The organism is Streptomyces sp. NBC_01017, from assembly GCF_045162795.1.
GTDB lineage: Bacteria > Actinomycetota > Actinomycetes > Streptomycetales > Streptomycetaceae > Streptomyces > Streptomyces machairae.
Window position 1 is genome coordinate 347,913 of the sequence record NZ_CP108683.1, and the last position, 13,191, is coordinate 361,103.

Below are 13,191 nucleotides of genomic sequence, written 5' to 3' on the forward strand. Positions count from 1 at the left end.
TGATCCCAGGTCAGTGAGGTGACTGGTGGGCTGTGTTCAGGTGGTGGCGTCGTCTGCCGGATTTGTGCTTGCCGGCGGATTCGTGGTGGCCAGGGCAGACTCCGGCCCACGAGGCGAGGTGGCATGCGGTCGCGAAGCGGGCCATGTCACCGCCGGTCTGCGCGATGAGGACTTCAGCGACGCCCTGGCCGACGCCGGGGATGGTCTGCAACAGCTCAAGCTCGCGGCAGAAAGGGAGTATCTCCTCCTCGATCCGCGCGGACAGCTCGCCGATCGCGCCGAGGTGGTCGATGCGTTCAAGGTGGAGCCGGCACAAGAGCGCGTGGTGTCGCTGAAGTAACAGTGGTGCCACCTGCCGCAACGTGAGGTTCGTGCGCCAGTACGTGGCCGCCAACAGGACGCGGGCTGCCAGCGGCAGCCGCCAGGGGCGGCCCCGCTGAACGTCGCCGCCACGACGCCGCACCAACGCCACCAGCCTGGCGAACTGCACCTCGGTCAACCCGGAAAACGGTTCGATCCACTTCGGATCATCCGCTGAGATCACCACACCCATGTCATTTCGGGGCAGCCGCATTGGTGACATGTAGGTGTGAATATCTCCTCCGGCCGCCATTCCCGGATCAAGGCACGCAGACCTTTTTCAGTCAGCAGAGTCGGGACTGCCAATTCGATGCGGCAGAACCTGGCCCTGCGTAACCCGCGGTGTCATACGAGTGCCGTGGTGGCCGCCGGGTCTCAGGCCCAAGGCGCGCAGCCGGCGGTGGGTCACGACTCCAGCGACAGCCTCACATCGTCCGCGGCTACTTCGGCGGCTCACACGTCGGCTACGTCCTGAACGGGAACCCATTGCTTTTCTGATCAATAACTACTCGCACGTAACGTGATACGCAGCACTCTGCCTTTCGCTGTGCGCCCTCACCCGTATGCACCCCCTATACTTCAACGAGTACTTTCCTGCAGGATCCCGGCCGGGACGAACGATTACAGAGGAACCCAGCACGTGAGCAATGCTTTTGTGATCGACAATATCCAGACCAATCCGCTCCATGCTTTGCTGGATCCTCAGGTCCGCCCCGATCCCTACGGGATTCACGCAGAACTCCGCGAGTCCAGCCCTCTCCGAGTGGATGAGGGTCTGGTGATCGTCGGGGATTACCGCAGCTGCTTAGCGGCGATGCGCAATCCGGCCCTGGGCAGCGACACCCTGAAATCGTCCTGGCTCAAGGGGGTGCTTCCGCAATCCGAAGCGCCGGTCCTCGACTCCATCTTCTTCATGGATCCGCCCGACCACCCCCGCAAGCGGCGCTTGATCTCCAAGGCCTTCACGCCCCGTATCACGGCCCGGTATGAACCCTGGATCCAGGGCCTCGTCGACGGCGCGATCTCCGAGATCGCGGACAAGGACTCCTTCGACGGGGTCCGTGACTATGCGAACCGGTTGTCGATGGGCACCATCTGCGAGCTGATGGATCTTCCGCCGAGCGATGTGCCCATGCTGAAGGAGTGGTCCGACCAGTTGGCGCTCGCGACCGAGCTGCCCACGCTGGTGGCCGCCTTCCGCAACTCGGAGATGTTCTCGGCGGAGCAGTTGGCCGGCTTCGACAGGACCTCCATGGCGATACACGCCTACTTCGCCGACCTGATCCACAAACGGCGCAAGAAGCCCGGCGAGGACCTGATCTCCAGTCTGATCCAGACGGAGGAGGAGGGGCATTCGCTGACCAGGCATGAGGTGACCAATGTGCTCCTCAACCTTTTCGCCGCGGCTCATGAGTCCGTCACCAACCTCATCTCCAGCGGGATGCTCATACTGTCGCGATACCCGGACCAGTTGTCGCTGTTGCGCGACGACCCATCGATCGCCCCGCTGCTGGTCGAGGAGGTTCTGCGGTACGACGCACCGGTGCATGTCACGGCACGGGTCGCGCTGTCCTCCACATGTGTCGGCGAGATAGACGTCGAGCCGGGGACGATCGTGATCCTGCTGCTGGCCGCCGGCAACCGCGACGAGGCGGAATTCCCCCAGGCCGACCGTTTCCAGGGCAACCGGAAGACCAAGGGGATCGGGCTCGCTTTCGGCGCCGGGCCGCATTTCTGCCTCGGTGCCAGCCTGGCCAAGCTGGAGGCGGAGATTGCCCTCAAGGCATTCGCTGAACGGCTCACCGACTTTACGGTGGACGAGGATTCGCTGACCTATCGGCCGCATGTCGTCGCCCGCGGTCTGCAGAGCATGACCGTCCGCCGCCGCCCTTAAATCCCCGGGCTCTCTCGCTTTCATCTTCACCCCCACATTTCACGGTTTCGCACTGCACATCTGCAGCCGTTATTTTCGCGTGCGCATTTTCGCCTCTCTCTTTGCGTGGCGCAATTCACCTTCGCCTTCCGCCTCGAACCGTGCCAGGAGACCCAGTGTCGACAGAAGACGACAAGATTCGGCAATATCTGAAGCAGGTGACGGCCGAGCTGCTCCGCACTCGAGAACGACTGCACGAGGTCGAGAAGCGAAATGACGACCCCATCGCCATCATCGGAATGGGTTGCCGTTACCCCGGCGGCGTGGGGTCCGCAACGGATCTGTGGGATCTGGTCGAACGCGGCGATGACACGATATCGAAGTTCCCCGACGACCGGCACTGGGATGTCGAGAAGCTATACGACCCCGACCCGGAGGCGGGCAAGTCGGGCCGGTCGTATGTGCGCGAAGGGGGCTTCCTCTCCGAGGCCGGCCACTTCGACGCCGGTTTCTTCGGCATCTCGCCACGAGAGGCACTGGTGATGGACCCTCAGCAGCGGGTGCTGCTGGAGGTCGCCTGGGAAACCCTGGAAGCCGCCGGAATCGACCCGGAGTCCCTGCGCGACAGCGGCACCGGGGTCTTCGTGGGGGCATCCGGCCACGACTACGAGACGCTGTGGAAGGCCTCGAAGGAGTACTCGCCGCACGGCATCACCGGAAACAGCACCAGCGTCATCTCCGGCCGGGTTTCGTACTGTTTCGGCTTCGAGGGACCGGCCGTCACCATCGACACCGCGTGTTCCTCGTCGCTGGTGGCGCTCCATCTGGCCGCGCAGGCACTGCGTGAGGACGAGTGCTCCCTGGCGCTGGCGGGTGGGGTGACCGTCATGAGCACTCCAGCCACCTTCGTGGAATTCTGCGGGCAGGGCGTGACGTCGCCCGACGCTCGGTCCAAGTCCTTCGCGGGCGCGGCGAACGGAGCGGTCTGGGCCGAGGGCGCCGGGCTGCTGCTGTTGGAGCGCCTGTCGGACGCGCGCCGCCACGGCCACCGGGTGCTGGCCACTCTCCGGGGTTCGGCGGTCAACCAGGACGGCACGAGCAACGGCCTGTCCGCGCCCAACGCAGCAGCGCAGCGCCGGGTGATCCGGGCGGCGCTGGCCGACGCGGGCCTGACGCCGCGCGACGTCGACGTAGTGGAAGCACACGGCACGGGCACCGCACTGGGTGACCCGATCGAAGGAGAGGCGCTGGTCGCGACCTACGGTCAGGACCGGCCGACGGACCGGCCGCTGTGGCTGGGCTCGGTGAAGTCCAACATCGGCCACACACAGGCCGCCGCGGGCGTCGCCGGCGCCATAAAAATGATCATGGCGATGCGGAACGGCCTGCTGCCCCAGACCCTCCATGTCGATGTCCCTACACCGAAGGTGGCGTGGGGAGTCGGCTCGGTCAGCCTGCTGACGGAGCCTGTCGAGTGGCCCCGCACGGACGGACCGCGCCGCGCCGCCATCTCGTCGTTCGGCATCAGCGGCACCAACGCCCATGTCATCCTGGAAGAGCCGCCCGCCGAGTACGGGGCCAGCGAGGAACCGCCCGAGAAGGCCCCCGGCGTGGCGGACCCCCTGCCGCTCGTGCCGTGGCTGGTCTCGGGCAGGAGCGAGCGGGCCCTACGGGCCCAGGCCGAGCGGCTGCTGGCCTTCGTCGAGCGTTCCGATCAACGGCCGGACGCGCCGGACCCGGCGGAACTGGGCTGGTCTCTGGCCACCACTCGCAGCAGCTTCCGCCACCGGGCCGTGGTGCTGGGACAGGACCGGGCCGCCCTCACTGCCGGGCTGCGCCATCTCGCCGAGGGGACACCGGGCGCACAGGTGATCGAGGGCGTGGCCGCGGCCGGGTCGCTCGGCATACTGTTCACCGGCCAAGGCTCTCAGCGGCCGGGCATGGGACAGCAGCTGGCCGAGGCGTACCCCGCCTTCGCGACCGCCTTCGACGCGGTGTGCGAGGAGCTGGACGGGCACCTGGAACGGCCGCTGCGGGACGTGCTCTTCGCTCCCGCCGGCTCCGAGGAGTCGGCGCTGCTGGACCGGACCGACTACGCACAGGCGGGGCTGTTCGCGGTCGAGGTCGCCCTGTTCCGCCAGTTCCAGTCCTGGGGCGTACGGCCGAAGGTCCTGCTCGGGCACTCCATCGGCGAGATCTCCGCGGCACATGTGGCCGGGCTGTGGTCGCTGAAGGAGGCGTGCCGTCTCGTCGCGGCCCGCGGCCGGCTGATGCAGGCGCTGCCCGCCGGTGGCGCGATGCTGTCGGTGCGGGCCTCGGAGGACGAGGTCATGCCGCTGCTGGCGGGCCGTGAGGACCGGATAGCCGTCGCGGCGGTGAACTCCGCGGACTCCGTGGTGCTCTCCGGTGATGAGGAGGAAGTGGCACGGCTGGAACGGCTGTGGGCCGAAGAGGGCCGCCGCACCAAGCGGCTGACGGTCAGCCACGCCTTCCACTCCCCCCACATGGAGCCGATGCTCGCGGACTTCGCCGAGGTCGTGCAGGGCCTGGACTTCCAGGAACCCGAAATCGCCGTGGTGTCGAACCTCACCGGTGAGGTGGCCTCGGCGGAGGAGCTGCGTTCACCACGCTACTGGGTGGACCACGTGCGCCGGACCGTGCGCTTCCACGACGGTCTGCGGACCGTACACGCCCGGGGCGTCGACACCCTGCTGGAACTCGGTCCGAACGGCGTGCTCTCCGCACTGGCGCAGGGGGGCGGGGCCGCCGGGGAGTCCGTGGCCGTACCTGCGCTGCGCAAGGACCGGGACGAGGCCGAGAGCGTCGTCCTGGCTCTGGGCGCGCTGCACACCCACGGCGTCGAGGTGAACTGGAACGCGGTGTTCGCCGCCGCCGCGCAGCGCGGGATCGAGCTGCCGACCTACGCGTTCCAGCGGGAGCGGTACTGGCTCGCCCCGACCACCGGCGCCGCCGACGTGGAATCCGCGGGGCTGTCCCACGCCGGCCATCCCCTGCTGGGTGCGGCGCTCGGGATGGCGGACAGCGAGGGGCTGGTGCTCACCGGCCGGCTGTCCCTGCGCGACCAGCCGTGGCTCGCCGGGCACCAGGTGATGGGCGCGGTGATCCTTCCCGCCACCGCCCATGTCGAACTGGCGTTGTGCGCCGGTGACCGGGTCGGCTGCGACCTGGTCGAGGAACTGACCCTGGAAGCCCCGCTGGTGCTGCCCCCGGACGCCGCGGTCCGCGTCCAGATCCTGGTCGGGTCCCCGGACGAGGCAGGGCGGCGTTCGGTACGGGTGTTCTCGCAGCCCGAGAGCGCCCAGTACGCGGGCGGCGGGAGGTGGCGGCCGCACGCCGCCGGGTTCCTGGCAGTCCGGGGGGCCGCCCTCCCCGAACCCGAACTGGTCGAGTGGCCGCCGCCCGGGTCCGAGGAGATCGCCGGCCCGGAGGTCTACGACCAGCCCGAGTCGTCCCACACCTACGCCTACGAGGGCGCGTTCCGGGGCCTGCGGACGGTATGGCGCAGGAAGACCGCGCAGGGCGCCACCGAACTGTTCGCCGAGATCTCGCTCCCCACCGACGCGGCCGGGGAGGCGGATCGTTACGCGATGCATCCGGCGCTGCTCGACGCGGCGTTGCACGCGGTCGGCCTCGGCCCGTTCCTCCAGGCTGTCGACGACGGAGCGGGCAGCATGCCCTTCTCCTGGTCGGGGGTGTCGCTGCACGCCTGGGGCGCCTCTGCACTGCGGGTACGGATCCGGGGCGCCGACGGGCAGGTGGAACTGACCCTCGCCGACAGCGACGGCCTCCCCGTGGCGTCGGTGGGCTCCCTGGCCTGGCGGCCGGTTCCGCTGGAGCGGACGCAGCTGACGGGCCACAGCGCCGAGGAGTCGCTGTTCGGGCTGGACTGGGTCCCGGCACCCCCGGCGGCGGCGCCGGACTCCGCCGCCCCATGGGCCGTGATCGGCGACTCCTTCGAGGGCGCGGAGTCCTTCCCGGACCTGGCGTCGCTGGCCGCCGCCATCGACATGGGCCTGCCCGTACCGGAGGTGGTGCTCCGTCCTGTCGCCCCGGCGACCGAAGCCGCCGGGGAGGTACCGGGGCAGGTACGCACCGCTCTCACGGATCTGACGGGAGAGCTCGCGGCCTGGCTGGCCGACGAACGGTTCGCGGCGGCGCGCCTGGTCCTGCTGACCCGCGGCGCGGTGACCACGTCGGGACGCGGCCCGGTGGACCTCACCAGGGCACCGCTGTGGGGCATGGCCCGGTCGGCGCAGGCCGAGAACCCGGGCCGGCTGCTCCTCGTGGACGTCGACGACCCCGCCGTCCCGGCGAGCACCGTGCGGACCGCGGTCGCCACCGCGCTGGGCGCGGGGGAACCGCAGCTCGCGCTCCGTGCGGGGGAACCGCTCGTCCCCCGGCTGCACCCGGTGACCTCCGACGCGCTGCTCCCCGTCCCCGCCGGCGAACGGGCATGGCGTCTGGACTCCACCGCTCCGGGAGCGCTCGACAACCTCGCGCTGCTGCCCTGCCCCGAGGTCCTTGAAGACCTGGCACCGGACGAGGTGCGGGTGGAAGTGCGCGCGGCGGGCGTGAACTTCCGCGACGTGCTGATCGCCCTGGCCATGTATCCCGGCCGCGCCGTTCCGGGAGCCGAGGCCGCGGGTGTGGTCCGCGAGGTCGGTTCCGCGGTGACCGGCCTGCGCCCCGGCGACCACGTGATGGGCGTCTTCACCGGCGCGCTGGGCCCGGTCGCCGTCACCGACGCCCGGCTGGTCGCGCCGATGCCACAGGACTGGTCGTTCGAGTTGGCCGCGTCGGTGCCGATCACCTATCTGACCGCCTACTACGGGCTCACCGATCTCGCCGGGATGCGACCGGGCGAGTCCGTACTGATCCACTCGGGCGCGGGCGGAGTCGGCATCGCGGCCATCCAGATCGCCAGGCACCTCGGTGTCGAGGTGTTCGCCACCGCCAGTCCCGGCAAGTGGGACTTCCTGCGCGGGCTCGGACTGGACGACGCCCACATCGCGTCCTCGCGCACCGTCGAGTTCGAGCAGAGCTTCCGTGAGGCCACCGGTGGCCGGGGAGTCGACGTGGTCCTGAACTCGTTCACCGGCGAGTTCCTGGACGCGTCACTGCGCCTGCTCGTCGAAGGCGGACGGTTCATCGAGATCGGCAAGGCCGACATCCGCGACGCCGACGAGATGGCCACCCAGTACGGCATCACCTACCAGGCGTTCGATCTGGTCGCGTCCGCGGGAGCGCCGCGGATCCAGGAGATGCTGCACGAGCTGTTCGCCCTGTTCCGCGAGGGCGCGCTCACCGCGCCGCCCCGCCGGGACTGGGACATCAGGCGGGCCAAGGAAGCGCTGCGGCACGTCAGCCAGGCCCAGCACGTGGGCAAGGTGGTGCTCACCGTCCCGCGCCGGCCGGCCTTGGCGCAAGGCACGGTTCTCATCACCGGTGGCACGGGGTGGCTGGGCGGGCTGATGGCACGCCACCTCGTCCGGCAGGGCGCGAAGCACCTGGTGCTGCTCGGCCGCCGGGGCACGGATACCCCGGGCGCCGCCCAGCTGGTGGCCGAGCTGTCCGCCGAGGGAGCCGAGGTGACGGTCGCCACCGGTGACGTCGTCGAGCGGGGTGACGTTGAGCGGGTGCTGGCCGGCATCCCCGCCGAACACCCCCTGACCGCGGTGATCCACGCCGCCGGCGTGCTGTCCGACGGCGTCGTGGCGTCGGTGACGGGCGAGCAGATCGACACGGTCCTGCGGCCCAAGGTGGACGGGGCGTGGCATCTGCACGAGCTGACGCGGGACCTCGATCTGGCCTCGTTCGTGTGCTTCTCGTCGGCCGCGGGAATCTTCGGCGCGGCCGGGCAGGGCGCCTACGCGGCGGCCAACTCCTTCGTGGACGCGCTGATGGCCCACCGGGCGGCCCAGGGGCTGGCGGGAACCTCGCTGGCATGGGGCCTGTGGGCTCCGGGTCAGGACGAGGCGTCCGGCGGCGGCATGGCCGGCGGCCTGGCAGCCGCCGACTGGGCGCGGATGAACCGCACGGGCGTGCTGAGCCTGACCGCCGCGCAGGGCCTGGCCCTGTGGGACGCGGCGCGGGAGTCCGACCGCGTGCTGCTGGCTCCCGTCCGGCTCGATCTCGCCGTGGTCGCCGGGCTCGGCGAGTCCGTCCCGTCCCTGCTGCGGGGCATGGTCCGGACGTCGGTGCGCCGCAGTGCGGGCGGCCGCCAGCCCTCCGCTCCCTCCGAGTCCCCCGAGGCGCTGGCCCGGCGGCTGGGCGCCCTGCCACCCGCGCAACGAGTCCGCAGGCTGCTCGAACTGATCCGCGGTCATGTCGCCGCGGTGCTGGGATACGCCTCGGCCGAGGACCTGCCGGTGGACGCCAGCTTCCGCGATCTGGGATTCGACTCGCTGACCTCCGTGGAACTGCGCAACCGCATCAACGGGGCGACCGGGCTCCAGTTGCCCGCCACCCTCGTGTTCGACCAGCCGACGCCGGCCGCCCTCGCCGAGCACCTCGGCGCGGAGATCGCCCCGAACGCTTCTGGCCCTGCGCAGCCCGAGGCCGAGGGGACTGCGACCGTCCTGGCGGAGCTCAGCACGCTGGAGAGCAGCGTGTCGGCGCTGGACGACGACGAGCTGCGCGCCACCGTCCGGTCGCGGCTGCGCGCCCTGCTGTCCGGACTGGAAGACGCCCCGAGCGCCGACGCCCCCGACTCGGACACCCTGCGGTCGGCCACGCTGAGCGAGCTGTTCGACTTCGTGGACCGCGAGTTCGGACGCGGTTAGGGCCGGTCCGGGCGCTCTTCGAGGAGCGGCCCGCGGCGTCGGGTTCGTCGCACGGCGGAGGAGAAGCCCGAGAAGAGCGCCCGGACAGGGCCCAGGGCCGCACAGCCCGATTCACACCTGCCATCTCGATCTCAAAAGCGGTGCCACATGTCGAATGACCCCAAGCTCGTCGAATACTTCCAGCGTGTGACGGCCGAACTGTACGAAACCCGAGAGCGGCTGCGCGCGGTCGAGCGCGCAGCGGCAGACGATCCCGTGGTCGTCGTGGGAATGGGCTGCCGGTTCCCCGGCGGGGTCCGCTCCCCGCAGGACCTGTGGGAGGTGTTCCGCGACGGCCGGGACGTGATCTCCGACTTCCCCGAGGACCGCGGCTGGGACACCGACGGCCTCTACGACCCGGACAGTGAAAGCACACCACCGGGGAAGACCTACGTCCGCCACGGCGGATTCCTTTCCGACGCGGCCGACTTCGATCCCGCTTTCTTCGGTATCAGCCCCCGCGAAGCCCTGGTCATGGACCCCCAACAGCGGATCCTGCTGGAAGTCGCCTGGCACGCGCTGGAATCCGCCGGGATCGACCCCACCACCTTGCAGTCCACCCGCACCGGCGTCTTCACCGGCCTCATCCACGGCGACTACGCCAGCCAGGCCCAGCAGATACCCGAGGACCTCGTCGGCCAGGTGTCCATCGCCAACACCAGCAGCGTGGCGTCCGGCCGGCTCTCCTACACCCTCGGCCTCCAGGGACCCGCGATCACCCTGGACACCGCCTGCTCCTCCTCCCTGGTCGCCATCCACCTCGCCGCCCAGTCGCTCCGCAACGGCGAAACCACCCTCGCCCTGGCCGGTGGCGTCACCGTGATGGCCGGCCCCGCCCGCTTCATCGAGTTCTCCCAGCAGCACGCCCTCGCGCCCGACGGCCGCTGCAAGCCCTTCGCCGCCGACGCCGACGGCACCTCCTGGAGCGAAGGGGCGGGCTTCATCGTCCTCGAACGCCTCTCCCACGCCCGAGCAGCCGGCCACCGCGTACTGGCCGTCCTGCGCGGATCGGCCGTCAACCAGGACGGCTCCTCCAACGGGCTCACCGCGCCCAGCCGCCACGCCCAGCAGCAGCTCATCCACGACGCCCTGGCCGACGCGCGCCTCACCCCGCACGACATCGACGCCATCGAGACCCACGGCACCGGCACCCCCCTCGGCGACCCCATCGAAGCCCACGCGCTGGACCCCGTCTTCGGCCCCCGGCGCGACCGCCCCCTGTGGATCGGCTCCGCCAAATCCAACCTCGGCCACGCCCAGGCCGCCGCGGGCATCGCCGGCACCATCAAGATGATCCTCGCCATCCAACACGCCCAGCTCCCAAGGACACTGCACCTCACCGCACCCAGCCCCCACGTCGACTGGGACGCCACACCGCTGGCACTCCTCACCGAGCACACCTCCTGGCCCGACGCCGGCCGCCCCCGCCGCGCCGCCGTGTCCTCGTTCGGCATCAGCGGAACCAACGCCCACCTCATCCTCGAAGAGCCCCCCGCGGACGACGCCGCCCCGGCGGCGACCGCCACCGCGCCCGCCAGTGGCACCGCACTCCCGCTGCTGCCCTTCGCCCTCTCCGGCACCACGCCCAAGGCCCTCGTCGCCCAGGCCCGACAGCTCCTGGAGCACCTCACCCCCGACTCCGGCCTGCTGGACCTCGCGTACTCCCTCGCCACCACCCGCGCCCACCACCCGCACCGCGCCGTCGTCCTGGCCACCACCGTCGACGGGCTCATCACCGAACTCACCCGCATCGCGGACGGCACACCCTCCGCCGACACCATCACCGGCCGCATCGTCCCCAACACCACCACGGCCTTCCTCTTCCCCGGACAGGGCACCCAGTGGGCCTCGATGGGCGCGGAGTTGCTGGACTCCTCCAAGGTATTCGCCACGAAGATGGCCGAGTGCGAGAGCGCTCTGGCTCCGTTCGTCGACTGGTCGCTCACCGAGGTGCTGCGAGGCGCTGCGGGAGCCCCGTCAACGGACCGGGTGGATGTGCTGCAGCCGACCCTGCTGGCGCTGATGATCTCCCTGGCCGAACTCTGGCGCTCCTATGGTGTGACACCTTCCGCGGTCGCCGGGCACTCCCAGGGCGAGATCGCCGCCGCCTGGGTGGCCGGCGCGCTGTCGCTGCCGGACGCCATGCGGGTGGCGGCGCTCAGGAGCCGTGCGCTGACGAAGCTGTCCGGCCTCGGTGGCATGGCCTCGGTCGCGCTGCCCGAGCAGCAGGTGGAAGAGATGCTGGCGCGCTGGAAGGGCCGGCTCACCGTCGGCGCGGTGAACGGCGCACGGTCCACCGTGGTCTCCGGCGACCCGGAGGCACTCACCGAACTCCTGGCGGAGTGCGCGGCACGGGACGTACGGGCGCAGCGCGTCCCGGTCGACTACGCGTCGCATGCACCGCAGGTGGAACAGATCCGCGACCAGGTCCTGAGCGACCTGTCGGCCATCGCTCCGAAGCCGGCGGAGGTGCCGTACGTCTCCGGGCTCACGGGGAAGCTGATCGAGCCCGAGAGCCATCCGCTGGACGCTGACCACTGGTACCGCAGCCTTCGCGAGCCGGTCCGCTTCGACCGGGCGACGACGAGCCTGATCGCCGACGGGCACCGGCTGCTGCTGGAGGTGAGTACGCATCCGGTGCTGCTTCCGGCCGTCCGCGAGACCCTGGACGACAGTGGCGTCTCCGCCTCCGTCCTGGCAACGCTGCGCCGCAACGAAGGCGGCATGGGACGCTTCCTGTGCGCGCTGGCCGAGGCGCACGTGGCGGGGGTCGGGATCGACTGGCACGCGGTCTTCGATGGCACGGGCGCCCGCCGGACGGAACTGCCCGGCTATGCCTTCCAGCGCGAACGCTACTGGCTGGACCCGGTGCTGCCGACGTTCGTCCCCACGACCGCGCAGCCGCAGGCGGCCGAGTCGCCCGGTTCGCTGGCGGAGCGGCTGGCCGCCCTGTCCCCCGCCGAACGTGAGCAGGCGCTGGTGGACCTGGTCGCGGGCCATGTCGCCGTGGTGCTCAAGTACCGTTCGGCCGGGGAGGTCCCGGTCGAGGACACCTTCCGCGACCTGGGTTTCGAATCGCTGACCGCCGTGGCGCTGCGCAACCGGATCGTGGAATCCACCGGAGTGGACGTCCAGCTCACCGATGTCCTCAACTACCCCACCGTCATGGACCTCGCCGAATTGATCGGGGAACGCCTTGCCGAGGCGGAGCCGGTCCCGCCTACCCCCTCGCCCGCCCGCGACGACGCCGCGGCCCCCGGGGACAGCATCGCCGCGCTCTACCTGCAGGGGGTCGAAAGCGGCCAAACCGGCGAGGCGATGGGCCTGGTGCGCATGGCGGCGCGTCTGCGCCCCGCCTTCGAGGCGGAGACGGACGGCACCACCGCCGTCCTCACCCGGCTGATGTCCGGGAGTGACACGCCGCCGCTGGTGTGCACGACGGCGCCGGTGGCGCCGATCTCGGACGCGGCGTACTCCTTCCTCGCTCCCGCGCTGCCCGCACGGCGGGACGTATGGACCCTGCGGCCGCCGGGGTTCGCTGAGGGCGAGCTGCTGCCCGTCGGCCTTCCCGACCTCTTCGAGGCGCAGCGCAGGGCTCTGGCCGAACAGGTAGACCGGGAGGCGATCGTACTGGTCGGCTACTCGTCCGGCGGGTGGGTCGCCCATGGGCTGGCCGCCTACCTGGAATCCCTCGGCCGGCCGCCTGCGGCGGTGGTGCTCTTCGACTACTATCCGCCGGCGTCGGACGTGGACGAGGCGCGCGCCCGGTTCATGCGGGAGCAGGCACGGCTGGGCGGTGGCGACGGCCCGCTCACCCCGGACAGCAGGTCGGCCCCGCAGGGCCATGAACTGAGCGCCATGGGTCACTACATGAGCCTGTTCGACGGTTGGCGGCCCGGCCGGATCAGCGCGCCCACCCTGCACATCAGGGCGTCCGAGCTGCTCTCCGGCCTGACCGGTGAGGTACCCGAGGGCCTGTTCCCGGCCGATCTGTGCCACACCTCGGTGAGCCTCCCGGGCAATCACTTCACCCTCTTGTCCCAGCATTCCGAGGCTGCGGGCAAGGTTCTGCACGACTGGCTCACCGCGACGGTGTAGCCGCGCCCGGCAGACGCG

General features: G+C 70.6%; 3 protein-coding genes and 2 pseudogenes. 3 read left to right on the top strand and 2 right to left on the bottom strand.

Annotation, left to right across the window (positions count from 1 at the left end; genetic code table 11):
* Window positions 1–10: 10 nt before the first annotated feature.
* Together OG331_RS01825 and OG331_RS01830 are read right to left on the bottom strand one after the other, a co-directional pair.
* The gene (locus OG331_RS01825; RefSeq protein ID WP_406209587.1) at window positions 11–352 is read right to left on the bottom strand and encodes a transposase; all 342 of its coding nucleotides are present in this window, start codon (window positions 350–352) and stop codon (window positions 11–13) included.
* Window positions 341–553, bottom strand: a pseudogene (locus tag OG331_RS01830) (IS5/IS1182 family transposase); the annotation flags it as partial. The gene OG331_RS01825 and the pseudogene OG331_RS01830, both read right to left, overlap by 12 nt.
* Window positions 554–1,000: 447 nt before the next feature.
* Between OG331_RS01830 and OG331_RS01835 the strand changes: the two are divergent.
* The 3 genes and pseudogenes from OG331_RS01835 to OG331_RS01845 all read left to right on the top strand — a co-directional run bounded on the left by OG331_RS01835 (window position 1,001) and on the right by OG331_RS01845 (window position 13,173).
* A complete protein-coding gene (locus OG331_RS01835) occupies window positions 1,001–2,254 on the top strand; it encodes a cytochrome P450 (RefSeq protein ID WP_406190998.1) in 1,254 nt (417 codons plus the stop codon).
* A gap of 167 nt (window positions 2,255–2,421) precedes the next feature.
* Window positions 2,422–9,036 (top strand): annotated as a pseudogene (locus OG331_RS01840) (SDR family NAD(P)-dependent oxidoreductase); the annotation flags it as partial.
* Window positions 9,037–9,183: 147 nt separating this feature from the next.
* Window positions 9,184–13,173 (top strand): type I polyketide synthase, encoded by a 3,990-nt coding sequence (locus OG331_RS01845; RefSeq protein WP_406190999.1) that lies wholly within the window; start codon window positions 9,184–9,186, stop codon window positions 13,171–13,173.
* Window positions 13,174–13,191: the final 18 nt, after the last annotated feature.

What these genes read in the sequence shown, in the direction of transcription:
- OG331_RS01845 (WP_406190999.1), top strand. Translation starts at nt 9,184, where the DNA reads ATGTCGAATGACCCCAAGCTCGTCGAATACTTCCAGCGTGTGACGGCC.